This is a genomic window from Streptomyces sp. NPDC088745 (genome assembly GCF_044751045.1).
GTDB classification, from domain to species: Bacteria; Actinomycetota; Actinomycetes; order Streptomycetales; family Streptomycetaceae; genus Streptomyces; species Streptomyces cremeus.
This window is the reverse complement of sequence record NZ_JBIVLB010000013.1, coordinates 1-26617: the sequence shown is the minus strand read 5'-3', so window position 1 is coordinate 26617 and position 26617 is coordinate 1. Positions and strand designations below refer to the sequence as shown.

General features: G+C 72.8%; 22 protein-coding genes and 1 pseudogene. 9 read left to right on the top strand and 14 right to left on the bottom strand.

The window, feature by feature from the left end; all coding sequences use genetic code 11:
- The first annotated feature begins 9 nt into the window (after positions 1 to 9).
- Complete coding sequence (locus ACIP93_RS28405; RefSeq protein WP_401763045.1) at positions 10 to 1566, top strand: PTS ascorbate transporter subunit IIC; 1557 nt, start codon at positions 10 to 12, stop codon at positions 1564 to 1566.
- A 60-nt stretch (positions 1567 to 1626) separates the two neighbouring features.
- On the opposite strand, the gene ACIP93_RS28400 is transcribed toward ACIP93_RS28405, so the two are convergent.
- Both ACIP93_RS28400 and ACIP93_RS28395 read right to left on the bottom strand, forming a co-directional pair.
- Positions 1627 to 2466 (bottom strand): carbohydrate-binding protein, encoded by an 840-nt coding sequence (locus ACIP93_RS28400; protein WP_345225741.1) that lies wholly within the window; start codon positions 2464 to 2466, stop codon positions 1627 to 1629.
- Between the two features lie 100 nt (positions 2467 to 2566).
- On the bottom strand, positions 2567 to 3478 hold the full coding sequence (locus ACIP93_RS28395) for an AraC family transcriptional regulator (RefSeq protein ID WP_345225744.1): 912 nt from the start codon (positions 3476 to 3478) through the stop codon (positions 2567 to 2569).
- Positions 3479 to 3707: 229 nt separating this feature from the next.
- Between ACIP93_RS28395 and ACIP93_RS28390 the strand changes: the two genes are divergently transcribed.
- The 4 genes from ACIP93_RS28390 (at position 3708) to ACIP93_RS28375 (ending at position 8279) form a co-directional block, all read left to right on the top strand.
- Positions 3708 to 4316 (top strand): (2Fe-2S)-binding protein, encoded by a 609-nt coding sequence (locus ACIP93_RS28390; RefSeq protein WP_401763042.1) that lies wholly within the window; start codon positions 3708 to 3710, stop codon positions 4314 to 4316.
- Entirely contained in the window at positions 4313 to 5302 is a 990-nt protein-coding gene (locus ACIP93_RS28385) for an FAD binding domain-containing protein (RefSeq protein WP_401763040.1), read from the top strand. The genes ACIP93_RS28390 and ACIP93_RS28385 overlap by 4 nt, the downstream gene beginning before the upstream one ends.
- A gap of 50 nt (positions 5303 to 5352) precedes the next feature.
- A complete protein-coding gene (locus ACIP93_RS28380) occupies positions 5353 to 7449 on the top strand; it encodes a xanthine dehydrogenase family protein molybdopterin-binding subunit (protein ID WP_401763038.1) in 2097 nt (698 codons plus the stop codon).
- Positions 7450 to 7571: 122 nt separating this feature from the next.
- Entirely contained in the window at positions 7572 to 8279 is a 708-nt protein-coding gene (locus tag ACIP93_RS28375; RefSeq protein WP_401763035.1) for an alpha/beta fold hydrolase, read from the top strand.
- Positions 8280 to 8323: 44 nt separating this feature from the next.
- On the opposite strand, the gene ACIP93_RS28370 is transcribed toward ACIP93_RS28375, so the two are convergent.
- From ACIP93_RS28370 to ACIP93_RS28360, 3 genes and pseudogenes are all read right to left on the bottom strand, one after another.
- On the bottom strand, positions 8324 to 9250 hold the full coding sequence (locus ACIP93_RS28370; protein ID WP_345225758.1) for a YihY/virulence factor BrkB family protein: 927 nt from the start codon (positions 9248 to 9250) through the stop codon (positions 8324 to 8326).
- 190 nt (positions 9251 to 9440) lie between these two features.
- A pseudogene (locus tag ACIP93_RS28365) lies at positions 9441 to 9815 on the bottom strand (hypothetical protein); the annotation flags it as partial.
- Positions 9816 to 9941: 126 nt separating this feature from the next.
- Entirely contained in the window at positions 9942 to 11567 is a 1626-nt protein-coding gene (locus ACIP93_RS28360; protein WP_401763032.1) for a metallophosphoesterase, read from the bottom strand.
- A gap of 211 nt (positions 11568 to 11778) precedes the next feature.
- Between ACIP93_RS28360 and ACIP93_RS28355 the strand changes: the two genes are divergently transcribed.
- Complete coding sequence (locus tag ACIP93_RS28355) at positions 11779 to 12561, top strand: GNAT family N-acetyltransferase (RefSeq protein WP_401763030.1); 783 nt, start codon at positions 11779 to 11781, stop codon at positions 12559 to 12561.
- Here ACIP93_RS28355 and ACIP93_RS28350 read toward each other — a convergent pair.
- Positions 12558 to 14645, bottom strand: coding sequence for a phosphocholine-specific phospholipase C (locus ACIP93_RS28350; RefSeq protein WP_401763027.1), 2088 nt, complete (start codon positions 14643 to 14645; stop codon positions 12558 to 12560). The two genes, ACIP93_RS28355 and ACIP93_RS28350, sit on opposite strands and share 4 nt — an antisense overlap.
- Positions 14646 to 14949: 304 nt before the next feature.
- Between ACIP93_RS28350 and ACIP93_RS28345 the strand changes: the two genes are divergently transcribed.
- Positions 14950 to 16173, top strand: coding sequence for a cytochrome P450 (locus tag ACIP93_RS28345; protein ID WP_401763025.1), 1224 nt, complete (start codon positions 14950 to 14952; stop codon positions 16171 to 16173).
- A gap of 72 nt (positions 16174 to 16245) precedes the next feature.
- Here ACIP93_RS28345 and ACIP93_RS28340 read toward each other — a convergent pair whose 3' ends face one another.
- From ACIP93_RS28340 to ACIP93_RS28320, 5 genes are all read right to left on the bottom strand, one after another.
- Positions 16246 to 17487, bottom strand: a complete 1242-nt coding sequence (locus ACIP93_RS28340) for a cytochrome P450 (protein ID WP_401763022.1) — start codon at positions 17485 to 17487, stop codon at positions 16246 to 16248.
- Positions 17484 to 18104: an ATP/GTP-binding protein gene (locus tag ACIP93_RS28335; RefSeq protein WP_345225774.1), complete on the bottom strand. Its 621-nt coding sequence runs from the start codon at positions 18102 to 18104 to the stop codon at positions 17484 to 17486. The genes ACIP93_RS28340 and ACIP93_RS28335 overlap by 4 nt, the downstream gene beginning before the upstream one ends.
- Positions 18085 to 18444, bottom strand: coding sequence for a DUF742 domain-containing protein (locus ACIP93_RS28330; protein ID WP_345225776.1), 360 nt, complete (start codon positions 18442 to 18444; stop codon positions 18085 to 18087). Before ACIP93_RS28330 ends, ACIP93_RS28335 begins: the two co-directional genes overlap by 20 nt.
- On the bottom strand, positions 18441 to 18860 hold the full coding sequence (locus tag ACIP93_RS28325; RefSeq protein ID WP_345225778.1) for a roadblock/LC7 domain-containing protein: 420 nt from the start codon (positions 18858 to 18860) through the stop codon (positions 18441 to 18443). The genes ACIP93_RS28330 and ACIP93_RS28325 overlap by 4 nt, the downstream gene beginning before the upstream one ends.
- A gap of 83 nt (positions 18861 to 18943) precedes the next feature.
- Positions 18944 to 20743, bottom strand: a complete 1800-nt coding sequence (locus tag ACIP93_RS28320) for an ATP-binding protein (protein ID WP_401763018.1) — start codon at positions 20741 to 20743, stop codon at positions 18944 to 18946.
- 1083 nt (positions 20744 to 21826) lie between these two features.
- Between ACIP93_RS28320 and ACIP93_RS28315 the strand changes: the two genes are divergently transcribed.
- Positions 21827 to 22795: a D-2-hydroxyacid dehydrogenase family protein gene (locus ACIP93_RS28315; protein ID WP_401763016.1), complete on the top strand. Its 969-nt coding sequence runs from the start codon at positions 21827 to 21829 to the stop codon at positions 22793 to 22795.
- Positions 22796 to 22872: 77 nt separating this feature from the next.
- On the opposite strand, the gene ACIP93_RS28310 is transcribed toward ACIP93_RS28315, so the two are convergent.
- Positions 22873 to 23049 (bottom strand): hypothetical protein, encoded by a 177-nt coding sequence (locus tag ACIP93_RS28310; protein WP_401763013.1) that lies wholly within the window; start codon positions 23047 to 23049, stop codon positions 22873 to 22875.
- Positions 23050 to 23130: 81 nt separating this feature from the next.
- On the opposite strand from ACIP93_RS28310, the gene ACIP93_RS28305 reads away from it, so the two are divergent.
- Complete coding sequence (locus tag ACIP93_RS28305) at positions 23131 to 23610, top strand: hypothetical protein (protein ID WP_401763011.1); 480 nt, start codon at positions 23131 to 23133, stop codon at positions 23608 to 23610.
- Positions 23611 to 23727: 117 nt separating this feature from the next.
- On the opposite strand, the gene ACIP93_RS28300 is transcribed toward ACIP93_RS28305, so the two are convergent.
- Both ACIP93_RS28300 and ACIP93_RS28295 read right to left on the bottom strand, forming a co-directional pair.
- A complete protein-coding gene (locus ACIP93_RS28300; RefSeq protein WP_401763349.1) occupies positions 23728 to 25368 on the bottom strand; it encodes an MDR family MFS transporter in 1641 nt (546 codons plus the stop codon).
- Positions 25369 to 25520: 152 nt separating this feature from the next.
- A complete protein-coding gene (locus ACIP93_RS28295) occupies positions 25521 to 26165 on the bottom strand; it encodes a TetR/AcrR family transcriptional regulator (RefSeq protein WP_401763346.1) in 645 nt (214 codons plus the stop codon).
- Positions 26166 to 26617 lie beyond the last annotated feature (452 nt).

Sequence of the window (26617 nt, the reverse complement as noted above, 5' to 3'; positions counted from 1 at the left end):
CCCCGCCCCATGGACTGGCTCGTTCCCCTCGCGAAGTTCCTCGTCAACGAGATCCTCAGCCAACCCGCCTACCTCATCGGCATCATCACCGCCGTCGGCCTGATCGCCCTGCGCAAGTCGACGGGGCAGGTCGTCGGCGGAGCCATCAAGGCGACGCTGGGCTTCCTGCTGATCGGCGCCGGCGCGAGCCTCGTCGTCAGCTCGCTCGCCCCGCTGGGCGAGATGATCCAGGGCTCGACCGGCGCGCACGGCGTCATCCCCACCAACGAGGCCATCGTCGGCATCGCCCAGGCCCGGTTCGGGGCGCGCGTGGCCTGGCTGATGATCGTGGGCTTCGCCGTCAGCCTCCTGCTGGCCCGCTTCACCCCGCTGCGCTACGTGTTCCTGACCGGCCACCACATGCTCTTCATGGCGACCCTGCTGACCATGGTCCTGGCCACCGCCGGCCAGGGCTCCGTGGCCGTCGTCCTCGTCGGCGGCATACTGCTCGGCATCCTCCTGGTGGCCCTGCCCGCCTTCGCGCACCCCTGGACCAAACGCGTCACCGGCAGCAACAGCGTCGCCATCGGCCACTTCGGCACCGCCGGATACATCACGGCGGGGGCGGCCGGCCAGCTCGTGGGCCGGCGCAGCCGCAGCACCGAGGAGATGAACCTCCCCGAGGGCCTGCGCTTCCTGCGCGACTCCATGGTCGCCACCGCGCTCTCCATGGTCCTGATCTACCTGATCATGGCCGTCGTCCTCCTGGTGAAGGCGGGCCAGGACGTCGCCTTCCGGGCCTTCGGCGACGGGGCGGCCGCCACCGACGTCGGCAACTACCTGATGAAGTCCGTGATGCAGGGCCTCCAGTTCGGCATCGCCGTCGCCGTCATCCTCTTCGGCGTCCGCACGATCCTCGGCGAGCTGGTCCCCGCCTTCCAGGGCATCGCGGGCAGGCTCGTCCCCGGCGCGGTGCCCTCACTGGACGCGCCGATCGTCTTCCCGTACGCCCAGAACGCCGTCCTGATCGGCTTCCTCTCCAGCTTCACCGGCGGCCTCATCAGCCTCGGCCTGCTCGCCTGGATCTTCCACCCGGCCTTCGGCCTCGCCCTGGTCCTGCCCGGCCTGGTGCCGCACTTCTTCACCGGCGGCGCGGCGGGCGTCTACGGCAATGCCACCGGCGGACGCCGGGGAGCGGTCGTCGGCGCGTTCCTCAACGGCGTCCTCATCACCTTCCTCCCGGCCCTCCTCCTCAAGGTCCTGGGCGCGTTCGGGAAGGAGAACACCACCTTCGGCGACGCCGACTTCGGCTGGTTCGGCTCCGTCGTCGGCAACGTCGCCAAGATCGGCGGTGCGGGTGCGATCGCCCTGATCCTGCTGGTCGGCCTGGTGCTGCTGGCCGGCGCGATCGTCGTGCAGAAGCGGGTCGTGGACACCGGCTGGGACCCGGGCGCCCGGCGCGACGCCGCCCTCGGCACGCACGCCCGCGTCACGACCGAGGACCCGGTGGACACCGCCGTGCCCACCGGGCCCCGGACGAGGATCGCCCCGCCGGCCGGGGCGCCGCATCCGCCGCCCCGGCCGTGAACAGGTCCCGCACCGCGCGCGGGAGCGCCGGCTCCGCACCGCGCCCCGGGGCGTCGGCCCCTACGCCGCGCGCCAGAGCGCCGGCACGTTCGGCGGCTCCCAGCCGGCGCTCGCGGTGTGCGCCTGGAGGCAGACCCAGGAGCGCCCGCCGTACGTCACGCCGTCGCCCGCCTTGTACGCCGTGCCCGCCCGCCAGGTGCCGGACGGCGGCGGGGTGGTCGGCGGGTCGGTCGGGCCCGGCCCCTGCGGGACGTTGAGCACGAAGTCGTAACTGCCCTCCCTGGCCGGGCCGTTGGTGCGCATCGTCATCAGCAGGCGGGCGTCGAAGATGCTGTCGGTGTTGTTGCGCGGCTCATTCGGGAAGTACAACTGCGTGGTCAGCACGGGCCGGTTGGGGGCCTGCACCTTGACGTGGATGTGCCGGGTGCGCCCCGGGTAGAGGCCCGGCACGATCGTCGTCAGCGTGAACGCGCCCTGCGCGTCGGTGAACTGGTGGCCCCGGAAGCGGAAGCCGGTGTTGTCGTACGCCCCGTTGACGTCCGCCTGCCAGAAGTCCAGCAGGGCGTTGGCGATCGGACGGCAGGCGAGCCCGAACACGTATCCCGTCACGGTCAGCCGGGTCCCGGGCGGGTTGCCGTCCAGGAGCGAGGTGCGGCGCGGCGAGTTCGGCTTGAAGTACGGGCCCTCGGTCTGCGCCGGGGTCGGGTCGTCCCCGTCGTCGCACGAGGGGGTGAGCTGCGGCGGCACGTCGCTGTCGCGGGCCGTCCTGGCCAGTGCGGGCACACCCATCAGGGCGGTGGGCAGGGCCACCCCGGCGGCGAGAGCGGCCCGCAGCACGGTCTTGCGGGAGGGACGGGGCCCGGACGGGTCGGGGGTGCCGGGCGGCTGGGGCTGGTCCATGGCGGGGACGCCTCCAAGTGGGGGAGCGGAAGGGGGAGAGCCGGGACCTGTGGGGCAGGCCCCGGGACGCTCCGGGCGCGCTCCGGAACTCCCCTCGAACCTAGGACGGCGACTGCGGGTGCGCGAGGGACGGGACGCGGTAGTCGTGGTGCATTGCACCGCTGCCGCGCCGGAACGCGCCCGGGCTGATGCCGGTCTCCCGCCGGAAGAACCGGCAGAAGTACGCGGGGTCCGCGAAGCCGACCTCCGCCGCCACCTGACGTACCGTCAAGTCCGTTCGTACCAGCAGGCGTTTGGCCTCGTGCGTACGGACCTGGCGCACCAGTTGACCGGGTGTGCGGCCGGTGGTCTGCTTCACCGCCTCGTTGAGGTAGCCCACGCTCACACCGATCCGGCGGGCGCAGGACCGCACCTCCCACACCTCGGGGTCCGGCCGGGCCAGCAGCCGCAGGAACTCCTGGGTGACCAGCGCGGGCCGGCCCGCCGGGTCCGCGGGCGCGGGGGCCGGGCCCGCCAGCCGGGAGGCCCGCACGATCAGCACGTGCAGATAGGAGCGCAGCACCGAGGCGAAGCCCGCCTGGCCCGCCCGGTGCTCGCGCTCCATCTCGCCGATCAGCCGGGCGAAGGCCGGGGCGTCCTCCCCGGCGGGACTGAACCAGGGCCGCTCGCCGAGCGTCCGCAGCAGGTCGCGGTCGCCCGGGTGGTCGACCAGGAAGTCCTCGGTGAAGAGCACGACCCGGCCCTGGAGGCCGGTCGCGTTCTCCCAGTAGTGCACCTGGCCGGGCACGACGAAGCACAAGTGCGGCGGGCGCAGCTCCCAGCGGGAGAGGTCGATGACGTGCGCGCCGCGCCCGCCGGTGACGAAGACGATCTCGTAGAAGGTGTGGCGGTGGGGGAAGGAGGCCCGCGACAGCGCTCCGATGCTGTCGAACGAGCCGATGGCGAAGGGGAGCTGCTGCGGGGCGGGCACGTCGAGCCGGTGCAGCGGAACGGCTCTCTCCAGGGTTTCCATGAGCGCTGGCCTCTTCCTTCCCGGGCTCTCCCGGGGCCTGCGAATGGTCCGGACCAACGCACGATGTCATGCCCGCCGGACCGGCGACAGGCCGAGTCCCGGCCGGTTCCGACATGCCGGGACGAATGACCTGGCCCAGCCTGGAAACGCGAAAGCGGAACACCTGAGGGCGGCCGACGTGTGCGACGCACGGGACGGCCGCCGACCGGACGAAGGGCGCGCACTGCACATGGGAACCGACGACTTCGCCGATGAGGGCGGCCACCGCGACGTGCCCGGCAGCGCCGTCGCCATCAGGTCCCGCATCACCCTGCACCTCAACGCGGAGACCCGGTCGCTGACCGTCGACCACCGCGCCACCCTGCTGGACGTGCTGCGCGAGGACCTCGGCCTGACCGGCGCCAAGAAGGGCTGCGACCACGGCCAGTGCGGTGCCTGCACCGTCCTGGTCGACGGCCGGCGCGCCAACAGCTGCCTGCTGCCCGCCGTCGCCCAGGACGACCGGGAGATCACCACCGTCGAAGGACTCCACGGCCCGGACGGCCGGGAGCCGCACCCCCTCCAGCAGGCGTTCCTGGAACGCGACGCCTTCCAGTGCGGCTACTGCACCCCCGGCCAGATCTGCTCCGCCGTCGGCATGCTCGCCGAGGCCGCCCAGGGGCACCCCTCCGCCGCCACCGCCCCGGGCCCTCACCCGAACGGCCCCGCCGCCCTCGACCGGACCGAGATCCGCGAACGGCTGAGCGGCAACCTCTGCCGCTGCGGCGCCTACCCCAACATCGTCGCCGCCGTCGAGGACGCCCACGCGGCCGCCCCCGCGCAGGAGGTCTCCCGGTGAAGCCCGTCGGCTACGTCCGCCCCGCCACCGTCGAAGAGGCCGCCCGCGCCCACGCCGGGGACCCCGAGGCCCGCTACCTCGGCGGCGGCACCAACCTCGTCGACCTGATGAAGCTCGGCGTCGAGACCCCCGGCCTCCTCGTCGACGTCAGCAGGCTCCCCCTGGACACCGTCGAGGAACGCCCCGACGGCTCGCTGCACCTCGGCGCGACCGTCCGCAACAGCGACCTCGCCGCCCACCCCCTGGTCCGCGACCGCTATCCGGTCCTCTCCCAGGCCCTGCTCGCCGGAGCCTCCGGCCAGCTCCGCAACATGGCCACCACCGGCGGCAACCTCCTCCAGCGCACCCGCTGCGGCTACTTCCAGGACACCGCCAAGCCCTGCAACAAACGCGAACCCGGCACCGGCTGCGCCGCCCGCGACGGCATCCACCGCGACCACGCCGTCCTCGGCCACTCGCCGCAGTGCATCGCCACCCACCCCTCCGACCTCGCCGTGGCGCTCGCCGCCCTCGACGCCTCCGTCGAACTGCACGGCCCGGACGGCGACCGCACCGTCCCCGTGACCGACTTCCACCGCCTCCCCGGCGACCGCCCCGACCGGGACACCGTCCTGCGGCACGGCGAGCTGATCACCGCGGTCACCCTGCCGTCCGGCCCCGCCGGACTGCCCTCCGCCTACCGCAAGGCCCGCGACCGCGCCTCGTACGCGTTCGCGCTCGCCTCGGTCGCGGCGGTGCTCGACGTGCGCGACGGAGTGGTGCGGCACGCGGCGCTCGCCTTCGGCGGACTCGCCCACCGGCCGTGGCGCGCCCGGCACGCGGAGGCCGAACTCCTCGGCCACGCGCCGGACCCCGAGCGCCTCACCCGGGCGCTGGACGCGGAGCTGGAGCAGGCCGAACCGCTGCGCGACAACGCGTTCAAGGTCCCCCTCGCCCACCGCGTCGCCCACGACGTGCTGACGCGCCTCGCCGCCGCGCGGGCCTGAGCCCCGCCCCTCACCGGCCCGATTCCCGCCCCTGGAAGGACACCCCCGCGATGAGCGACACCCCGACCGCGCTCGGCGCCCCCGCCGCCCGCCGGGAGGGCCGGGACAAGGTCACCGGCACCGCCCGCTACGCCGCCGAGCACACCCCGCCCGGCTGCGCGTACGCCCGCGCCGTACCGGCCACGGTCGCGCGCGGCCGGATCACGGAGATCGACGACAAGGCCGCCCTGGCCGTCCCCGGCGTCCTCGCCGTGCTCACCCCGCGCAACGCGCCCCGCCTCGGCGACGCCGACGACGCCACCCTTCGCCTCCTCCAGGACGACACCGTGCCGCACCGCGGCTGGTACGTCGCCCTGGTCGTCGCCGACACCCCGGAAGCCGCCCGCGAGGGCGCCGCGGCCCTGCGCGTCGAGTACGCCGCCGAGCCCCACGACGTCACCGTCCGCACCGACCACCCGGACGCGTACACCCCCGACGACGAAGACGAGGACCAGCCCTCCCACCGCGAACGCGGCGACGCCCCGGCGGCGTTCGCCACGGCGGAGCACCGGGTCGACGCCTCCTACTCCGTACCGCCCCTGCACAACCACCCCATGGAGCCGCACGCCGCCACCGCCCGCTGGGAGGACGACCGGCTGACCGTGTACGACTCCAGCCAGGGCGCGAGCACCGTCCGCGAGGTGCTCGCCGGGCTCCTCGGCCTGCCGCAGGAGCGGATCACCGTCGTCTCCGAACACGTCGGCGGCGGCTTCGGCTCCAAGGGCACCCCCCGCGCCCAGGTCGTCCTGGCCGCGATGGCCGCCCGCCACGTCGGCCGCCCCGTCAAGCTCGCGCTGTCCCGGCGGGAGCTGGCGGCCGTCGTCGGACACCGGGCCCCCACCCTGCACCGGATCAGGCTCGGCGCGGACGCCGACGGCGCCCTCCTGTCCGTGGACCACGAGGTCACCACGTACACCTCCCGGATCAAGGAGTTCGTCGAGACGGCCGCCGTACCGGCCCGGGTCATGTACCCCTCCCCGCACAGCCGCACCACCCACCGGGTGGTCCCGCTGGACGTGCCCACCCCCTCCTGGATGCGCGCACCCGGCGAGGCGCCCGGCATGTACGTCCTGGAGTCCGCCATGGACGAACTCGCCGAAGCCGCCGGCCTGGACCCCATCGACCTGCGGGTGCGCAACGACACCGGCCACGAACCCGACAGCGGCAAGCCCTTCAGCAGCCGCCACCTGGTGGAGTGCCTGCGCGAGGGCGCCCGCCGGTTCGGCTGGGCCGCCCGCGACCCGCGCCCCGGCGTGCGCCGCGAGGGCTCCGTGCTGACCGGCACCGGCGTGGCCGCCGCCACCTACCCCGTGCTGGCGTCCCCCTCGGCCGCGTCCGCGCAGGCGCTCCCGGACGGCACGTACCGCGTACGGATCAACGCCACCGACATCGGCACCGGCGCCCGCACGGTCCTCGCCCAGGTCGCCGCCGACGCGCTCGGCGTGCCGCTGGAGACGGTGCGCACGGAGATCGGCAGCACCGCCCTGCCCAAGGCCCCGCTGGCCGGCGGCTCCTCGGGCACCGCCTCCTGGGGCTGGGCCGTCCACCAGGCGTGCACGGCGCTCGCGGGCCGCCTCGCCGCGCACCGCGGGCAGCTTCCGGCGGACGGCCTGACGGAGACCGCCGACACCACGGGCACGGCCGACGCGGACTCCCCGTACGCCCGGCACGCCTTCGGCGCGCACTTCGCGGACGTACGGGTCGACACCGTCACCGGCGAGATCCGGGTGAGCCGGCTGCTCGGCGTGTACGCGGCGGGCCGCATCCTCAACGCCCGCACCGCGCGCGCCCAGTTCGTCGGCGGCATGACCATGGGCCTGGGCATGGCCCTGACCGAGCACAGCTCCCTGGACCCGGCGTTCGGCGACTTCGACGCCCGCGACCTGGCCTCCTACCACGTCCCCTGCCACGCCGACGTGCCCGACATCGAGGCGCACTGGATCGAGGAGGAGGACCCCCACCTCAACCCGATGGGCAGCAAGGGCATCGGCGAGATCGGCATCGTCGGCACCGCGGCCGCCATCGGCAACGCCGTCCACCACGCGACCGGCATCCGCTTCCGGGAGCTGCCGCTGACCCCCGACCGGGTCCTGGCCGCGGGGGTGTGACGACGCGGCCGCCGGGGCAGGGGAGCGGGAACGCGGTACGAGGCGGCCCCGTCCGGGACGCCGTCCGCTCCGGAACACCCCGAGAGGGCCCGTCGGGCCCGGCACCAGAAGCGGAGGCGGACATGCGAACCCGAGGGGCGAGCGCGGGACAACGGGCTTCAGCCCGCCGGCCGGCACCCGAGGCGGCCGTCCTGCTCCTGCACGGCGGCCGCGCCGACGGCCTGGAGCCGCCGCCCGCGCTGAACCTCCCGGGCCGCCGCCTGATCCCCTTCGGCCGGGCGATCGCGCGGGCGGCGGGGGCCCACCCGCTCGCCCTGCGCACGGCCGTCTACCGGCACCGGGGCTGGAACGGCGCCCGTGCCGACCCCGTGCACGACGCCCTGCGCGCCCTCGACGCGCTGACCGACGCACTCGGGCCGGTGCCCGTGGTCCTCGTCGGCCACTCCATGGGCGGCCGGGCGGCACTGCGCGTCGCGGGCCACCCGCAGGTCACCGGAGTGGTCGGACTCGCCCCCTGGTGCCCGCCGGGCGAACCGGTCGACCACCTCGCGGACCGCGACGTGGTCCTGCTGCACGGCGACCGCGACCGTACGACCAGCCCCCGCGACACCCGTGAACTGGCGGCCCGCGCCCGCCGCGCCGGGGCCCGCACCTGCGTGATCACCGTCGAGGGCGGCGACCACGCGATGCTCCGCCGGGCGGGGGAGTGGCACACGACGACGGCAACCCTGACAACAGGACTACTGGGCCTCTCCCCCTTGCCGGCCCCGGTGTCCGAGGCCCTCCGGGAGGGCGCCAACACCCCCCTGGGCCTCGACACCCTCACCTGACCTCCTACCCCCTCGGGCGACGCGGCGATCCCCCTCGCCCCGCCTCAGCCCCGCCCCATCCTCGGATGCCGCCGCCCCGGCCCCCGCCCCTCCAGCCTCGCCAGCTCCACGTTGAACTGCGCCCCCACCAACAGCGCCAGATTCGCGAACCACACCCACACCAGGAACACCACGATCCCGGCCAGCGACCCGTACAGCCTGCTGTAACTGGCGATGTGCGTCGTGTAGAACGCGAACCCCGCCGACGCCGTCAGCCACAGCACCGCCGCCAGCACACCCCCCGGCAGCCCCCTGCGCACGCCCCGTGCCACCGCCGGGCCGGTGTGGAACAGGATCATGATCAGCAGCGCCACCAGGAACCCCAGCACGGGCCACTTCAGCCCCGACCACACCGCCTCTCCCACGTCGCCCATCCCCAGCTTGTCCGCCAGCCCCCGCGCCATCGGCCCGGTGATCACCAGCGCCGCCGCGCTGGCCAGCAGCAACAGCAGCAGACAGGCCGCCGTGACCACGATCAGGTGCGCCTTGCGCAGCGCCGGACGGACGTCCCGTACGTGATGCATGGCGTGCATCGCCCGCCGGAACACCGCCAGATAACTCGACGCCGACCACAGGGCGCTCACCGTTCCCGTGACCATCAGCAGCCACACCGCGGAGTTCCCGTTGACCGCGTCCTCCAGCGCCTGACGCAGCGCCTTGCTGGACTCCGCCGGAGCCACCGAGGCGATGTCGTCGATCAGCGACTGCACCGCGTCCGGATTGGCGAGACCGATCAACGTCACCGTGATCAGCAGCGACGGCAGCAGCGCCAGGATCGCGTAGTACGTGAGCGCCGCCGCCCAGTCGGACACGTCGTCGTTCCACACCGACACGGGGGTGCGGCGCAGCGCGGTGCGGCAGCGGGCCAGTACGCCGGGGGCGGGAGACGGACCGCTCCGGTCGGTCGGCGGTGCGATGGGCTCACTCGGCATGGGGCGTACTTTCGTGGCGTGTCGGGCGTGGGCTGCGCCTACCTTCTCACCCGTTGTCGCGCTTCTCCCCGTCTGGGGTGGTACGTCAGCGGGAACGGGTGTTCTCGTCGTATGCCCCGGAACCGGCCGCCGACTCCCCGCGCGTGGCGTCCCGCACCTCTGCGCGCATCCCGTCACCCGCCCGGCCGTGCGCGGCCTTCCGCGTCTCCGTGCGCAGGGCGATCCCCGTGGCCAGCGCGCCCACTCCCTCCCAGACGCCCACCGCGAGGAACCCGGCCGGAGCCCTCCCGGTGACCACGGCGAGCGTGAACACGGTGAAGGTGAGCAGCCGGAACGGCACCGTCCAGCGGAAGAAGGCTCGCCAGTCGGCGAGCGCGGCCAGCACGTAGTAGACGCCCATGTTCACCGCCGCCATGGACGAGGCGGTCAGGAACATCAGGGTGTGGTCCCCGTCGGCCCGCACACCGCCGGCCGGCGTCTCCAGGCCCATCAACGCCAGTTGGGCGTCCGGGGCGACGAGCCCCACGACGCCCAGTGCGGCGGCGAGCAGACCGAAGACCGCCATGGTCCAGCCGGAGGAGGAACGGGGCAGCCGCAGTGAGAGGTTCACGGGGGTCCTTCGGAAAGGCGGAGCGGGACGACGGAACAGTTGATCACTGAATCGTCCCGCTCACCACCCCCAACGGTCCTGCTACCTACGGAACTTCAGCGATACCTCGGCCGACGCGTTGCCGTACGCGTCGACCGCCGTCACCCGGGCCGCGTACCGCGTGCCCGGCGCGGCGGCCGGCAGCGGAACGTCCAGGGAGTTCGGCAGCGGCGCGTAGTAGTACTCGGCGAGCACCTTCGAGGAGAGGGCCTTGGCGCCGGTCGTCTCGTCCGTCACGTCGACCCGGTAGTGGTGCACCATCTGGTCGTCCCGGGCCTGTGCGATCCGCAGCGCCGTGCCGCCCTTCGCGTCCCGCACCGCCGACAGCGGACGGCGGCCGGTGAAGACGGGAGCGGTCGTGTTCCGGTGCGCCGCGGTGTAGGTGAAGTTGTCCTTGATCTGCTGTGCGGTGCGGCCCTTGAGCCGTACCGTCCAGCTCCTGCCGCTGAGGGTGCCGGCGCTCGCGTACGGCGGCTGCCAGTCGGCCGACCACTTCCCGCCGGTGTAGATGTCGTGCTTGTCGGCGGCCATGTTCACCCGGGCGATCTCGGTGCGGTCCTTGTACACCTCGACGAACAGGGCCTGCGAGGTGGGCGACTCGAACCGGTTGGCGAGGCCCTCCTCGGTGACCGCCTGGTACCCGTGGTCCATCTCCACGTAGCTCATCGACCCGTCGTTGACGGCCGTGAAGTCCTTCTGGTGCACGGACCGGTCGTCGTTGAGGTTGAGGTGGGAGTGCCCGGAGAAGAACACCGCCTGCGGGAAGGCGCTCAGGTCGGCGGTCAGCTTCGGGTTGGCGGCCTGCTGCCCGTCCATCACCGTGTTCGACGCGGGCCGGTGCCCCTGGACCAGCACGGGCGTGTTCGGGCTCTTCGCGGTCAGCTCCGCCATCCGCTTCTTCAGCCAGTTCTGCTGCTCCGTACTGGAGTTGTACGTCTCCGTGTTGAGCGTGAGCAGCGGTACGCCGCCCACCGAGGACTCGTAGAAGCCGCCGCCCGCGTCCGGGAACCAGGCCTTCGGGTAGTGGGCGCGGATCTGGGCGAGGGAGTCGTCGTGGTTGCCGTTGGAGAGCAGGACCTGGGTGCCGGTCATGCCCTTGCGCCGCAGGTTCTCCTGGAAGATGCGGGCCACGACGGCGTGGTCGGGCCCCTTGCCGTCCCCGTTGTCGTTGATCATGTCGCCGTTGGAGAGGATCGCGTCGGGCCGGGGGAAGACCGAGCCGATGGTGTCGAAGAAGCTCGCCCACTTCCCGGTGTTCTTCGCGTAGTCGCCGATGTGCACGTCCGACATGACCACGACGCGGGCGACCGGCTTCTCGGCGCTCCTGACCAGATAGCCGCGGGAGACCGGGACGCTGGCCCTGCCGCCCCGGAAGGCGACGGCGGTGACGTTGGTGTCCTGCGTGATCCGCACGGGGACACCGGGCACGTACAGGCGGCTGTGCCGCGTCGGTGTCGTCCCGTCCAGGGTGTACCGCACGACCGCGCCGCGTTCCGCCCGGAAGGCGAGCCGGACACCGTGTTCGTAACGGCCGCCCGGCTTGTCGACGGCCGGCGGCGCGGGGGTCGCCGGCCCCGCCGCGGCGGGCACGGGCGCGGGGGCGGCGAGCGCGGTCGGTACGAGGAGGGCGGCCGAAGCGGTGGCGATCACCAGCGGGGCGAATCTCATGGGGCTGTGCCTTGTCTGTCGTCGGTTCGTCGGTTCGTCGGATCGTCGTCCGGGCGGGACAGCGGCGACGTTAGAGGGCTTGATCCAGTTCGCCGGGGCGCAATGAGCAACGCCCGCATGGCAGACGCGTGAACACCCCGCGGCACCGGGCGACGCGCCACGGCGGCGGAATTCGCTGGCGCGGAGACCGGCCCCGTGCTCAGGTACGCGGATGAACCTTGACGCAGTGCGAGAACTCTTCGACACCGAGATGCGCCGCGGGGCCCCCGGCGAGCGCGTCGGCCCCGCAGCCGGGCACGTCGTCCGGCACACCAGTGACGCCCGGGGCTGGAACGCCGTCCTGTGGTCGGACCTGACCGAGCGGACCGCGGACGCCGTCATCGCCGAACAGGTGCGGCACTACACCGCCCTCGGCCTGGACTTCGAGTGGAAGCACTACTCCCACGACCGCCCCGAGGACCTCCCGCGACGGCTTCGCGCCGCCGGGTTCGTGCCCGAGGACCCGGAGGCCGTGATGGTCGCCGAGACCGCGGGACTCGCCGTGCCGCCGGTGCTCCCCGACGGAGTGCGGCTCGTCGAGGTCACCGACGCGGCGGGGGTCGACCTGATGGTGCGGGCCCACGACCTGGCCTTCGGCACGGACGGGACGCGCATCGGCCAGCAGGTGCTCGACCGGCTCACCGAGGCCCCGGACACGGTCTCGGTGGTCGTCGCCCTCGCTGGGGACGAACCGGTGAGCGCCGCCCGCGCCGAATTCGACCCCGGTACCCGGTTCGCGAGCCTGTGGGGCGGCGGCACGGCGCCCGAGTGGCGCGGCCGGGGCATCTACCGCGCCCTCGTCGCCCACCGTGCCCGCACCGCCGCCGCCCGCGGCTACCACTACCTCCAGTCGGACGCCGTGCTGGACACCAGCCGCCCGATCCTCCAGCGCCTCGGCTTCGCCCAGATCAGCGTCACGACGCCCTACAACTACAGCGTCGCGGCGCGCGGTTAGACCGTGGCCAGGGCCGGGTCGCTCACTCCGGCCCGGCCCGTCTCCACACGCCCCGCGAGCCGCCGCAGGAAGGCGGCGTCCGTCCCGGACGTCACCCTCAGGTCGTACCAGCCCCGGCCGGCCCGCACCTCCACCGTCCGCTCGACCCGTCCGCCGGCGGGCACGGTGAACGACACCGGCTGCCCGCCGTAGGAGTCGGCCACGGTCAGCCGGCAGGCCGCCGTGCCCGCGTTGCTCGCGCTCAGCAGGAGCCGTCCCTCGCCCTCGGCGCTGTGCCGGACGGCGACCTCGGGTCCGGCCGTGCCGTTCGCGCCCCGGAAGGTGCGCAGGAAGCCGTTCGGGCCGAACACCGACAGGTCGTAACTCCCCTTGGAGTACTTCGCGTTCCAGGTGTCGGCGACCGCCTTGCCCGCCTCCGCGGTGTACGTCCACGGCCCGTCGGTGCGGTTGCCCGCCGTCACGTGGAAGCACGCCCCGGCCGACGGGCCGCCGCTCATCGTCAGCGTGAACCTCCCCGCCGCCGCGTCCACCGCCCCGTCCGCGTACGGCGCGTACCGCAGCGGACGCGAGGGCCGCGCACCCCGCTCCTGCCGGGGCAGCGCTCCCGCCGCCGGGGGCTTGGGGACGTAACTGTCGTGCCGCTCCCGGTCCGGCGGCTCGTAGGCGTCGGTGCCGGGCAGCGCCGCCGGGCCGGTGTCGTGCAGGGCGAAGTCGAAGGCCGAGGTCAGGTCGCCGCAGACGGTCCTGCGCCACGGCGAGATGTGGGGCTCCTGGACGCCGAAGCGCTTCTCCATGAACCGGATCACCGAGGTGTGGTCGAAGGTCTCCGAGCACACGTAACCGCCCGTGCTCCACGGCGACACCACCAGCATCGGCACCCGCTGCCCGAGCCCGTAGGCGCCCGCCGCGTAGCCCGCGTTGCCCCGGAAGTAGTCCAGCGCGGTGTCGACCGTCGACCTGCCCTGCGCGGCCGAGGCCGGCGGATAGGGCGGCACCACGTGGTCGAAGTAGCCGTCGTTCTCGTCGTACGTGATGAACAGCGCCGTCCTCGCCCACACCGCGGGATTGGAGGTCAGCGCGTCCAGCACCTTGGAGATGTACCAGGCCCCGTAGTTGGCGGGCCAGTTGGGGTGCTCGCTGAAGGCCTCCGGGGCCGCGATCCAGGAGATCTGAGGCAGCCTGCCGGCCTTCACGTCGGCCCTCAGCCGGTCGAAGTAGCCGTCGCCCGCCTTGACGTTCGTGCCGGTCCTGGCCTTGTCGTGGAGCGGGTCACCGGGCTTGGCGTTGCGGTACTTGTTGAAGTACAGCAGGGAGTTGTCGCCGTAGTTGCCCCGGTAGGCGTCGTTGATCCAGCCCCACTTGCCCTTCGCGTCCAGGCCGTCGCCGATGTCTTGGTAGACCTTCCAGGACACCCCGGCCCGCTCCAGCCGCTCCGGGTACGTCGTCCAGTCGTACCCCGCCTCCTCGTTGCCCAGGACCGGGCCGCCGCCCTTGCCGTCGTTGCCGACGTGGCCGGACAGCAGGTAGTAGCGGTTGGGGTCGGTGGCCCCGATGAACGAGCAGTGATAGGCGTCGCACACCGTGAACGCGTCCGCGAGCGCGTAGTGGAACGGAATGTCCTGCCGGGTCAGGTGCGCCATCGTGCCCGCCGACTTCGCGGGTATCCACCGGTCGTACGAGCCGTTGTTGAACGCCCGGTGACCGCCCGCCCAGTCGTGGTTGAGGCCCGCGATGAACTGCATCCCGAGGTCGTCGGCCTCCGGGTGGTAGGGCAGCACCGTCCTGGCCCCGTCGGGCTGGTGGAAGACGGACTTCAGCCCGTGCGGCACGACCGGGCGCGGGTCGCCGAAGCCCCGTACGCCCTTCATCGTGCCGAAGTAGTGGTCGAAGGACCGGTTCTCCTGCATCAGCACCACGATGTGCTCGACGTCGTTGATGCTGCCGGTGCGCCGGGCGGCCGGAATGGCGGCGGCCCGCTCGATGCTGCCGGACAGCGCGGCGAAACCGGCGGTGGCGCCCGCGATCTGGAGGAAGCGGCGGCGGTTCACCGCGGTGGACGAGGGGACTTCTGGCACGTCGGACATGGGTGGGCAACCTCATCGTGGGGGATCAGAAGCAAACGGAATGCTGCAAGAACGACCAGCAAAAGGGAAGAGGGCGACGGCGGCGACCGTCGGGCGCGGCTCCGGCGGGAGGACGACGGAGGGGACTTCGCCCCCGGGCGGGACGAGACCCCGGGACGAGGCCCCGGGGCGGGTCCTCCGGGCCAAGGCCCCCTGGAGGGAGGGCTTCCGGCCTTGATGAATGATCAATAACCTGATCGGACAAGCCCATCGCCGCACCGGCAGCCGCCGGTCCAGCAGCCCCCGCCGCCGAAGGAGCCCTCCCGTGACCGCAGTCGACGAGATCCCCGACATCCTCTCGCCCGAGTTCGCCACCGACCCCTACCCCGTGTACCGCGCGATGCGCGAGCGGACGCCGCTGCTCTGGCACGAGCCCATGCAGAGCTGGATAGTCTCCCGCTACGAAGACGTGGAGCGGATCTTCAAGGACAAGGAGGGCCAGTTCACCACCGACAACTACGACTGGCAGGTAGAACCCGTCCACGGAAAGACGATCCTCCAGCTCAGCGGCCGTGAGCACGCGGTGCGCCGCGCCCTGGTGGCCCCCGCCTTCCGCGGCAGGGAACTCCAGGAGACCTTTGTCCCGGTCATCGAACGCAACGCCCGTGAACTGATCGACACCTTCCGGGAAACGGGCGAGGTCGACCTGGTGGACGCCTTCGCCACCCGCTTCCCCGTCAACGTCATCGCCGACATGCTCGGCCTCGACAAGGGCGACCACGCCAAGTTCCACGGCTGGTACACCACCGTCATCGCCTTCCTCGGCAACCTCTCCGGCGACCCCGAGGTCGCCGCCGCGGGCGAGCGCACCCGCGTCGAGTTCGCCGAGTACATGATCCCGATCATCAGGGAGCGCCGGAACAACCCCGGCGACGACCTGCTCTCGTCCCTGTGCGCCGCCGAGGTCGACGGCGTACGGATGAGCGACGAGGACATCAAGGCGTTCTGCAGCCTCCTGCTGGCGGCCGGCGGCGAGACCACCGACAAGGCGATAGCCGCGATCTTCGCCAACCTCCTCGCGCACCCCGAGCAGCTGGCCGCCGTCCAGAAGGACCGCACCCTCATCGACCGGGCCTTCGCCGAGACCCTGCGGTACACCCCGCCGGTCCACATGATCATGCGTCAGACCGCCGTCGACGTGCGGGTCACCGGCGGCACCATCCCGGCCGGCGCCACCGTCACCTGCCTCATCGGCTCCGCTAACCGCGACGAGCGCCGCTACGCCGACCCCGACACCTTCGACATCTTCCGCGAGGACCTGAACGCCACCAACGCGTTCTCCGCCGCCGCCGACCACCTGGCCTTCGCGCTCGGCCGCCACTTCTGCGTCGGCGCGCTGCTCGCCCGCGCCGAGGTCCAGATCGGCGTCGGCCGCCTCCTGGACGCCATGCCCGACGTCCGTCTCAAGGAGGGCGCCGCGACCGTCGAGAGGGGCGTGTTCACCCGCGGCCCGGAGTCCGTGCCGGTCACCTTCACGCCCGTACGGTAGGACCCGCGGCGGCCGGGGGAGGGGCGGCCCCCCCCGGCCGCGTACCGGACGACCGGCCTGCCGCGCCGCCGCCTACTGGGCCACCGGCGTGAACGACACCGGAAGCGCGGTCAGCCCCCGCATCCAGATCGAAGGACGCCAGGTCAGCGACTCGGCCGGCACCGACAGCATCACGTCCGGCAGCCGTTCGAGGAGCGTCTCGATCGCCGTGCGCGCCATGACGTCCGCCAACTGCGGCGCCGGATACGGGCAGCGGTGCTCACCGTTGCTGAACGACAGGTGCGCCGAGTTGCCCTCCGCACCCACATGACCCTGCGGCCATATCTGCGGATCCGTGTTCGCGGCCGCGAGCCCCAGCACCAGGCAGTCGCCCGCCCGGATGTGCCGCCCCCCGAGCTGCGTGTCGCGCACCGCCCACCGGCCGATGAAGTTCTGCGTCGGGGTGTCCCGCCACAGGATCTCCGTCAGCGCCTCGCCCACCGACAGCCGCCCGCCCGACACGTTCAGCGCAAACCGGTCGTCGGTGAGCAGCAGCCGCAGCGTGTTGCAGATCCAGTTCGCCGTCGGCTGCTGGGCCGCCGCGATGATCGAGATCAGGTCCTGCACGATCTCCTCGTCCGCGAGCCCCGCCGGATGGTGCAGCATCCGGGAGGTCACATCGGGCCCGGGCGCCGCCCGCTTGTCCTTGACCAGCCGCTGGATGCGCTCCTGCACCCGTACGTACGCGGCGACCGGATCGTCCCCCTCCGCCGCGTCCAGCGACGTCCGCAGATCGTGCACGAGATCCGCCGTGTCCGCCGACCCGGCCGGCATCCCGCACATCTGCACCGCCGCCCGCATCGGCAGCGCGTGCGCGTACGCGCTCATCAGCTCGGCCCGCCCGCTGCCCTCGAACGCGTCGATCAGCTCGTCCGCGATCAGCCGGCAGTCGTGCCCCAGCTCGAACTGGTCCACCGCCTCCAGCGCCTCGCTGATCACCCCGGCCCGCCGCTCGTGCTCGGGGCCCTCGGTGAACAGCACCGACGGCTGGTAGCCGACGAACGGCAGCAGCGGCCAGTCCGCCGGAATGTTCGGCCACTGGTTCCAGCGCCGCGAGTCCCGCGCGAACAGCTCGTCGTGCGCGGTGACGTAACTGACCTCCGGATACCCGAGCACCAGCCACGCCGGAACGTCTCCGTCCAGGAGTACGGGCGCGACCGCACCGTGCTCCCGGCGCAGCCCCCGGTACAGCTCGGCGGGGGTCTGCTGGTACTCCAGTCCGCCCAGCCGTACGGCCGAGGCGTGTGCGGGGCAGCCTTCGGTGCCGCTGCTCATGTGGTCAACTCCCGTGCCAGGGCGAGGCGGTAGAGATGGTCGACGAGCGTGGTCAGCACGGCCTTGCCCGAGGACCGCACCCGCGCGTCGCAGGAGATCATGGGGACGGTGTCGGAGAGGGCGAGGGCCTGCCGGATCTCCTCCAGCGAGAAGTGCGCCCCGTCGTCGAACCGGTTCACCGCCACGATGAACGGCGTCCGGTGGTGTTCGAGCCGGTCGATGGCGTACCAGGAGTCCGCCATCCGCCGGGTGTCCACCAGCACCACCGCGCCCAGCGTCCCCGCGAACAGCCGGTCCCACAGGAACCAGAACCGCTCCTGGCCGGGCGCCCCGAACAGGTACAGCACCATCCGCTCGTTGAGCGTGATCCGCCCGAAGTCGAAGGCGACCGTGGTCGTCGTCTTCTCCGAGGTCAGCGACAGGTCGTCGACGCCCGCGCCCGCCTGCGTCATGTGCTCCTCGGTGTTCAGCGGCCGGATCTCGCTGACCGCCTTCACCAGGGTGGTCTTGCCGACGCCGAACCCGCCGACGACCACGATCTTCAACCCGGTGTCGACGGTGTCGCCGAGCGGAGTGCGCTCCGGGGCCTGGGGCTCCTCAGAGGTTGCGAAGTCCATCGAGCACCCCCAGCAGCAGTTCGGACTCGGGGATGTGGGACACGGAGGCCGCCGCGCGGGGGCGGCGGGCGGTGATCGACCCGGCGGACAGGAGATCCTCCAGCAGGATGCGTACGACGGTGATCGGCAGCTTGAGATGGGCGGCGATCTCGACGACGGCGGCGGGATGGCGGCAGAGTTCGAGGATGCGGACGTGCTCCGACGGCATCCCGGGCGCCGGTTCGCGCTCGCTGACCACCAGGGTCACCAGGTCGAAGACCAGGCCGTCGGGCTCCGTGCGGCCGCCGGTGACGGTGTAGAGGCGGTCCGGGGACCCGGTGTCGACGGGCGGCCGGCTCATGACCGGCTGCCGTCAGGGGACGGTTGCCGCGGATCGGCGCGCAGATGGTCGCCGATCTGCTCGACCAGCTCGCTCATGTGGTGCCCGATCATCCCCGGGTCCGCCCCGGCCGCCGCCACCACCGCGAGGTGGGCGCCCTGCCCGGCCTCCACGATCAGCAGCAGCCCGCCGGGGAACTCCGTCATCAGATGCATCACCCCGCCCGACCCGTCGCCGAACTCGACGGACGCGCCGTGCGCGAGGGACTGCATCCCGGACGCGATCGCCGAGAGCTGGTCGGCCTGGTCGAGCGTGAGGTGACTGCTGCGGCACAGCTTCAGCCCGTCGCGGGAGAGCACGAGGGCGTGGCGGGAACCGGGGGTGCGCTCCAGGAGGTTGTCCAGGAGCCAGGTGAGGCTGTTGTCAGTGGTCTGCACGGTGGTCAAGGGCCGCCGGGGGAAGGCCGGCCCGTGCCTCCAATCGGGGGGAGCAATCGGTAAGGGGGGGAAGGGGGGAGGGGTCACTCGGAGGGCGGACTCTGCCGCTTCTGCGAACGGTGGAAGGCGCCGAACCGGGCCCCGGCATCGGGACGCGGCGGCCTGGCGGGAGCCTCGGGCCGCCCGGGCAGCGGGGGAGCGGGCCGGGCGGCAGGAGCCTCGTCGGCGTCCAGCCGCTTGCGGTCCGCGGCCTCCATGGTCCGGCCGCGGGGCCGCACCGGGAGACCGTTGGGGGTGGCGGCGGGCTCCGGGGCTTCCGGCGCGGGCCGCTGGGGCTCGCGTACCGGAACGACCTGGTCCTGCACCGGTGCGGCCTGCTCGCGCACGGGCGTCTGCTGCTCGTGTACGGACGTCCGCTGATCCCGTACGGACGTCTCCTGCGGTACGGACGCCTCCTGCGGTACGGACGCCTCCTGCGACGCGGCCGGACGCGGCAGGCCGGCCGGAGCCGGGGCGGCGGTCTGGGCCGGTGCCGGGGTCGTGGCCGGGGCGCTGCGCTGCTGGGCCAGCAACTGGGGCGGCAGCAGCACCACGACGCCCGTGCCGCCGCGCGAGGAGGGCCGGTAGTTCACCGAGATCCCGTACTTCGCGGCGAGCACACCCACCACGGCGAGACCGAGCCGGGTGCCCTGGAGGGCGGCCAGGTCGTTGGACTGCCCGGACACCGAGGCGACCGCGCGGCGCATCGCGGCGGGGGGCATGCACAGCCCGCTGTCCTCGACGGTCACCACCAGACCCGAGGTGCCCTCCTCGACGTACACGTGGACCTCGTTGACCGGCGGCGAGAAGTTCGTCGCGTTGTCCATCAGCTCGGCCAGCAGGTGCATCACGCCCTCGGCCGCGAACCCGGCGATCGCGGCCGTCGACGTCGAGTGCAGGCGCACCCGCCGGTAGTCGCTGATCCGGCCCACCGCGCCGCGGAGGATCGACTCCATCACGATCGGCTTGTTCCAGGCCCGGCTGGACCGGCCGCCCATCAGCAGCGCCAGACGGTCCGTCAGCAGACCCAACTGGGAGGTCGTGTGGTCGAGTTGCAGCAGGTCGCCGAAGACCTCGCCGCCGTACTTGTCCTGCATCCCCCGCAGGTCGGCGAGTATCCGCAGCGTCTTGGCCTGCACCCGCCCGAGCCCGGTGGCACTCGCCGCCTGCGCGGCGACGGCACGGCGCTCGCTGTCCGCGAAGTCGCGCACGGTCCGCTCCAGGAGCCCGCGCAACCGGGGATCGGCGGGCATCGGAAGCGCGGCGAGCACGGTCTCCGCCGACGCGCCCGTACGCAGCCGGGCGACCGCCTCCGGCAGCACGTCCGCCGCCAGCTGTTCCACGTCGCCGAGCGCGTGCTCCGCCCGGGCGCGCCCGGCGTCGGCGTCGGCGGCCCGGGCGTACAGATCGCCGCAGCGGGCGGCCACCGCGTACAGCAGTTGGGCGAGCTGCGGGTCCGCGGGCCGCTGCACGGCGTGCAGCGCAGCCTCCGCTCCTACGCCGTCGTGCAGCCGCTTCGCCACCTCCGGCAGTGACACGTTGAGCAGATGTGCGGTCTCCCCGGCCCGGCGCAGCGCCTCCTGACGCAGTGCGTCGTTCTCGGCACGCATCCGGTCGGCCCGACGGGCCCGGGACCCGGCGACGGCGACCGCCACGACCACGCACACCGTGGCGACGAGGGCCGCCCCCAGTACCCAGGCCCGCGCGGTCCCGGGCGCGGCGGCCACCGCGCCGGCGCCCGCCGCGGCCGCGACGACCAGGCTCGCCAGGGGCGCGGCCCAGGGCGGGCGCCGCTGCCCTCCAGGTGGGCTGTGGCGCGGTCGGGGAGCGGCGGGCGATGTCATGGCACAGGTCCTCTGACGTGGATGCGACGGCGGGTCGGGGCTGGAACCCGGCTCGCGCCGTACGAACGGGCGGTCGAAGGGCGGAAGTTGAATATCGTGCTCCGCTCCGTCGACCATGGCCATGCTAGCCACGCGTGGTGACCCACGGACACCGCCCCGGCAAGTTGCCGACATCCCGCATTCCCGGCACCCGGGGCGCGGGCCGACTCGGCTCCCCGCCAGGGCGAGGGACCGTGTCACGGCCCGGCTCCGCCGCGCGGACGCGACCGGCCGCGAACATCCGCACGAGAACCGCTCACCAGCCGCGCGACGACCACGCCAGGCGCGGGTGCGGGTGCGGGGCAGAGCCTCTCTGGCGCGCGGGCGCGCGGGCCCGCACGCCGCAACCACGGGAAAGGGGACCAGAGCCCTACCCGAACACCCTCAGGGGGCGTCACGGCAAGGGCCGACCCGATGGACCACCGCCGCCCGCCCCGCCCGAAAAACACCCTGCCCCTCACGTCCTGACCAGGTACTGTGCGCCCCGCCCTGCCCTCCCAGCCCTTGATTTCCAGCCCCCGGACCCCCGGGCCCCAGCCCTCGGCCCTAGCCTCCTGACTTCCAGCATCCGACTCCCACCCCCGGCCTCCAGCCCGGCTCTTGGCCCCCGACTCCGGCCCCCAGCCCCTGTCTCCTAGCCCTCGGCTCTTAACCCCCGACCCTCGCCTTGGCTCCTGGGCCTCGGCCCTCGCCCCCCGACTTCCAGCATCCGATTCTCGCCTGCGGCCTTCAGCTTGGCCCTCCAGCCCGGTTCTTGGCCCCCAGCCGTCAGACCTCGGCTCCCAGCCGTCAGCCCTTGGCCCTCAGCCGACGGCCCCCAGGCCCCAGCCCTCGCCCCAGGGTCCTCAGCTCTCGGTCCCTGGCCCCCCATCCTCAGCCTCCTGACCTTCAGCATCCGACTCCCACCCCCGGCCTCCAGCCCAGCTCTTGGCCCCCAGTCCCCGGCCCCGACTCTCACCCCCGCCCTCCAGCCGGCAACCCTCGGCCGTCGGCCCTGACCCCCGACCCCCAGCCCTCACACCCCCGACACCCCCCAAGGCCCCCATGAAACTCCGCTGCGCCCTCCTCGACGACTACCAGTCCGCCGCCCTCGCCGCCGCCGACTGGTCTCCCCTCGACCCCGACGTCGACCTCGTTCCCCTCCCCACGCACTTCTCCTCCGAGGACGAACTCGTCGCCGTCCTCGCCGATGTCGACATCGTCGTCACCCTCCGCGAGCGCGTCCCCTTCCCCGCCTCCCTCTTCGCCCGGCTGCCGCGCCTGCGCCTCCTCGTCGCCTCCGGCATGCGCAACTCCGTCATCGACTTCGCCGCCGCCGAGAAGCACGGCGTCACCGTCTGCGGCACGTCCAGCGCCCCCACCCCGCCCGTCGAGCTCACCTGGGCGCTGCTCCTGGGCCTCGCCCGCGGACTGGTCACCGAGGCCAACAACATCCGCAGCAACGGCCCCTGGCAGTCCACCGTCGGCGCCGACCTGCACGGCCGCCGCCTGGGCCTCCTCGGCCTCGGCAAGATCGGCAGCCGTGTCGCCGCCGTCGCGGGCGCGTTCGGCATGGACGTCACCGCCTGGAGCCAGAACCTCACCGAGGAACGCGCCGAAGCGGCAGGCGCCGCCCTCGCCCCCTCCAAGGAGGACCTCCTCGCCACCAGCGACTTCGTCTCCCTCCACCTGGTCCTCGGCGACCGCACCCGAGGCATCCTCGGGGCCGCCGAACTCGCCCTGCTCAAGCCCACGGCGTACTTGATCAACACCTCCCGTGCCGGTCTCGTCGACCAGGACGCCCTGCTCGCGGCCCTGCGCGCGGGCGCCTTCGCCGGAGCCGCCGTCGACGTCTTCGACACCGAACCCCTCCCCGCCGACCACCCGTTCCGCACCGCCCCGCGCCTGCTGGCCACCCCGCACCTCGGCTACGTGACCCACGCCAACTACGCGACGTACTACGGCCAGGCCGTCGAGAACATCCGCGCCCACCTCGACGGCCACCCCCTCCGCCGGATCGGCGGCACCGCGTAACCCCGAGCACCGCACCGTCCCGCCCGGACACCGCGCGCTCCCGGAGGCTTCCGAACGGCCCGGGGCGGCGGGCGCCCCTACTCGTTGCGCAGGGCCCCCGCCACCCCGGCCCGCCCGGCCCGCCGCGCCGGCCCCACCATCACCTCGCCCGCCGCCTCCGGCAGACGCCCCGTGAGGAGATAGCGGCCCTCCGTCGTGGGATCGCCCCGGTAGAAGTTGACGAACCGCAGCTGCGCGTATCCGGCCAGCCGCACCTGGAGCAGCCCCCCGCCACCCGCCCCGTACCTACCCGCCCCGCACCCATCCGCCCCGCACCGAACGAGGACACCGACCCCATGGCCGCCGCCCCCACCCCCTCCCCGGCAGAGACTCCCTTCACCCCGGCCACAGGCGACGGCCCCCTGCCCGCGGAACCCCGGGACCGGCGGACCGCCGCCGTCCGCACCGCCTTCGACGGCCTCCTCCAGATCCGCCGCCTCACCCAGGACTCGGAGACCGTCCCCGCCGCCTGGGAACTGCGCAAGCTCACCCACGCCGTCGCCCTCGCCCTGGAAGCCGCCCCCTTCACCCCCTCCGCCACCGACGCCGACGGCAACCGCACCGCCACCGGCTACCGGGTCCGCCCCGGCGAGGAGCCGCGGACCGTCGCCGTCGAGTGGCTCGGCCCGCCCGGCAGCGGGGCCGCCGCCGAGGAACGCGACCGGCTCACCCGGTGCGCGGAGACACTCACCGCCCTCGGCTGGGACGCCCTCCTGTACCGGGGCCCCCGTCGCCGCTGGTTCGCCGAGGTCCGCCCGCCGCACGGCACCCGCTGACCCCCGGCGCCCGCCCTCCGACGCCCCTCGTCGGCGTACGGGAAAGGCCCCGGCCCACCCCTCCCAGGGAACGACCGGGGCCTCACCCCTCACTCACTCACGCACACATCCGCCGGCTCAGCCGACCGGCGTCGCCGCAGCGCTCCTGCTGCCGCCGTCCTGGCCCTCGTCCCCGACCGGCTTGTCCTTCGCCGCAGCGTCCGCGGGAACAGCACCAGCACCCACGACCTCCTCCGCACCCGCCTCCTCGGCGAGCCGCTCCATACCGCTCGTGGTCTTCAGCGGCTTCTCCTTGATGAAGACCACCGCCACCAGCGCCAGCGCCGCGAACGGCGCCGCCAGCAGGAAGAGGTCGGCAGTCGCCAGGCCGTACGCGTTCTCCACGATCTCGCGGAGCGGCGCAGGCAGCTTGGCCACGTCGGGCACGGAGGACTCGCCACCGCCTCCCGGCGGAACGGGAATGCCCGCCGCCTTCATGCCGTTCGTCATCTCGGTCGCGACCCGGTTCGCCAGCACCGCGCCCAGCGCACTGGTGCCGATCGTGCCGCCCATGCTGCGGAAGAAGGACAGCACGGAGGTGGCCGCACCCAGCTCGGTGGCGGGAACGTCGTTCTGCGCGGCCAGCACCAGGTTCTGCATCAGCATGCCGACGCCGATGCCGAGGATGGCCATGTAGAGGCTGAGCAGCCCGAAGTGGGTGTCCGCGTCGATGGTCGCCAGGAGCCCCAGGCCGGCGGTCATGATGACCGCACCCGCGACCAGGTACGCCTTCCACTTGCCGGTCTTGCTGATGATCTGACCCGCGACGGTGGACGACACCAGCAGACCCAGGATCATCGGCAGACTCATCAGCCCCGCCACCGTCGGCGACTTGCCGAGCGCGATCTGGAAGTACTGCGACAGGAACACGGTGCCGCCGAACATGGCCACACCGACGAGCAGGCTCGCGACCGTGGTCAGCGTGACCGTGCGGTTGCGGAAGATGGTCAGCGGAATGATCGGCTCCGGCACCCGGCCCTCGACGAACACCGCCGCGACCAGCAGCAGCACACCGCCACCGGTCAGCGCGGCCGTCTGCCACGAGGCCCAGTCGAACTGGTGGCCCGCCAGCGAGGTCCAGATCAGCAGCGCGCAGACACCCGCCACGATCAGGAACGCACCCAGGAAGTCGATCTTCACTTCACGCCGTACGGTCGGCAGCTTCAAGGTGCGCTGCAACAGCACGATCCCGAGCAGCGCGAACGGGACGCCGATGAAGAAGCACCAGCGCCACCCCAGCCACGAGGTGTCCACCAGCACGCCGCCGATCAGCGGTCCGGCGACCGTGCCGACCGCGAAGACGGCACCGAAGATCCCGGCGTACTTGCCGAGCTGACGCGGCGGGATGATCGCGGCCATGACGACCTGGGCGAGCGCGGTGAGCCCACCGGCGCCGATGCCCTGGACGACGCGGCTGAAGATCAGCAGCCCGACCTCGTGCGAGAACCCGGCCAGCAGCGAGCCGACCACGAACATGCCCAGCGACAGCTGCAGCAGCAGCTTCTTGTTGTAGAGGTCCGAGAGCTTGCCCCACAGCGGGACGGTCGCCGTCATGGCGAGCAGCTCGGAGGTGACGACCCAGGTGTACGACGACTGGCTCGCGCCGAGGTCGGCGATGATCCGGGGGAGTGCGTTGGCCACGACCGTGCCCGCCAGGATGGCGACGAACATGCCGGCCATCAGCCCGGACATGGCCTGGAGTATCTGCTTGTGGTCCATGGAGGTGGGCGCCTGGTCAGGCGCCTCGATTGCGCTCACGGTGTCCTTCTGGGAAATCGGTCCGAGGGTCGGGCAGGATCGGGCAGGAACAAATCTCAAGGGGGGTTACGGCAGGGGCCGACGTCCGTACGGACGAAGGAGCGCCGAAGCACTCACACGTCCGGCGAGTCCGCAGCGGGGGCGACCAGTCCGGAGCCCAGGTGTTCGAAGGCCTCCCGGAACACGTCGATGAAGGCCACGTCCGGTGTCCGCTGGACCCAGTCCTCGATGGAGGCCCGGATCGCGGTCGTCGCGACGGCGGCGACGAGCCGGGGATAGAGACCGACGGGTTCGTCCGGGCCGCCCCCCAGCCGCTCGGCCACCGCAGCGGCCAGCTCCTGCTCCTCGGCCATGTGGGCCCCCAGCCCGCGGACGAGGAGATACGGAGAGCGCTGGAAGACCTTGGCCCGCAGGCTCCAGATCTCGTGGCGCTCCTCGACGTCCGCCAACTCCGCCGCGAACGCCTCGCGCAGAACGTCGAGCACGGGCAGCGCGGCGGGCGCCTCGCGCACCGCACGCCGCACCCGCTCGCCGACCGCCGGGTCGACCATGAGGAAGGCGTCGTCGTGGCTGTCGAAGTAGTTGAAGAACGTGCGCGCCGAGACGCCCGCCGCACTGCTGATCGCCTCGACGGTGACGTTCTCCGCCCCGTGCTCGGCAGCCAGCCGCACCGCTGCTTCGGCCAACGCCGCCCGGGTCGCCTGCTTCTTGCGCTCACGGAGCCCGGGCACGCTGTCCTTGTTCTTCACAACTTGCAGAGTACGCAAAGATGCAGACCCTGCAAACTTATTAACGCGCGGCTGCCACCAGGCCGCCGACCTGGGCCTGTTCGGGCGGGGGTTGACGCGACCGGAAGAGGCCCGTATAGTTCTTCGGGTTGTCCGATGTGAGCACCGGTTTCGACTGGCCCAGGACGACCATTCCGCAGAACAAGATGACGACAAACTCCGCGACGCTGTCGCGCGGCCTTTCGTTGCCTTTTCGCGGAATGAGGAAGCCGAATCCCCGATTTGATTCGGGGCGCGGGAATCCGCTAATGTCTCACTCGTCGGAACGGCCCAACGGCCGGAAAGACAACCCAAGTTCGACTGGGAATCAGGCCGGAAACGATCTGGTAGAGTCGGAGACGCAAGAACAACAGAAACACCGAACGAAAACGTCCGGAGGAAAGCCCGCAGGGGTGAGTACGAAGGAAGCGTCCGTTCCTTGA

What these genes read in the sequence shown, in the direction of transcription:
- ACIP93_RS28360 (WP_401763032.1), bottom strand. Translation starts at nt 11,567, where the DNA reads ATGAGATTCGCCCCGCTGGTGATCGCCACCGCTTCGGCCGCCCTCCTC.
- ACIP93_RS28355 (WP_401763030.1), top strand. Translation starts at nt 11,779, where the DNA reads ATGAACCTTGACGCAGTGCGAGAACTCTTCGACACCGAGATGCGCCGC.
- ACIP93_RS28400 (WP_345225741.1), bottom strand. Translation starts at nt 2,466, where the DNA reads ATGGACCAGCCCCAGCCGCCCGGCACCCCCGACCCGTCCGGGCCCCGT.
- ACIP93_RS28395 (WP_345225744.1), bottom strand. Translation starts at nt 3,478, where the DNA reads ATGGAAACCCTGGAGAGAGCCGTTCCGCTGCACCGGCTCGACGTGCCC.
- ACIP93_RS28350 (WP_401763027.1), bottom strand. Translation starts at nt 14,645, where the DNA reads ATGTCCGACGTGCCAGAAGTCCCCTCGTCCACCGCGGTGAACCGCCGC.
- ACIP93_RS28300 (WP_401763349.1), bottom strand. Translation starts at nt 25,368, where the DNA reads ATGGACCACAAGCAGATACTCCAGGCCATGTCCGGGCTGATGGCCGGC.
- ACIP93_RS28315 (WP_401763016.1), top strand. Translation starts at nt 21,827, where the DNA reads ATGAAACTCCGCTGCGCCCTCCTCGACGACTACCAGTCCGCCGCCCTC.
- ACIP93_RS28380 (WP_401763038.1), top strand. Translation starts at nt 5,353, where the DNA reads ATGAGCGACACCCCGACCGCGCTCGGCGCCCCCGCCGCCCGCCGGGAG.
- ACIP93_RS28305 (WP_401763011.1), top strand. Translation starts at nt 23,131, where the DNA reads ATGGCCGCCGCCCCCACCCCCTCCCCGGCAGAGACTCCCTTCACCCCG.
- ACIP93_RS28405 (WP_401763045.1), top strand. Translation starts at nt 10, where the DNA reads ATGGACTGGCTCGTTCCCCTCGCGAAGTTCCTCGTCAACGAGATCCTC.
- ACIP93_RS28375 (WP_401763035.1), top strand. Translation starts at nt 7,572, where the DNA reads ATGCGAACCCGAGGGGCGAGCGCGGGACAACGGGCTTCAGCCCGCCGG.
- ACIP93_RS28340 (WP_401763022.1), bottom strand. Translation starts at nt 17,487, where the DNA reads ATGAGCAGCGGCACCGAAGGCTGCCCCGCACACGCCTCGGCCGTACGG.
- ACIP93_RS28330 (WP_345225776.1), bottom strand. Translation starts at nt 18,444, where the DNA reads ATGAGCCGGCCGCCCGTCGACACCGGGTCCCCGGACCGCCTCTACACC.
- ACIP93_RS28335 (WP_345225774.1), bottom strand. Translation starts at nt 18,104, where the DNA reads ATGGACTTCGCAACCTCTGAGGAGCCCCAGGCCCCGGAGCGCACTCCG.
- ACIP93_RS28320 (WP_401763018.1), bottom strand. Translation starts at nt 20,743, where the DNA reads ATGACATCGCCCGCCGCTCCCCGACCGCGCCACAGCCCACCTGGAGGG.
- ACIP93_RS28370 (WP_345225758.1), bottom strand. Translation starts at nt 9,250, where the DNA reads ATGCCGAGTGAGCCCATCGCACCGCCGACCGACCGGAGCGGTCCGTCT.
- ACIP93_RS28390 (WP_401763042.1), top strand. Translation starts at nt 3,708, where the DNA reads ATGGGAACCGACGACTTCGCCGATGAGGGCGGCCACCGCGACGTGCCC.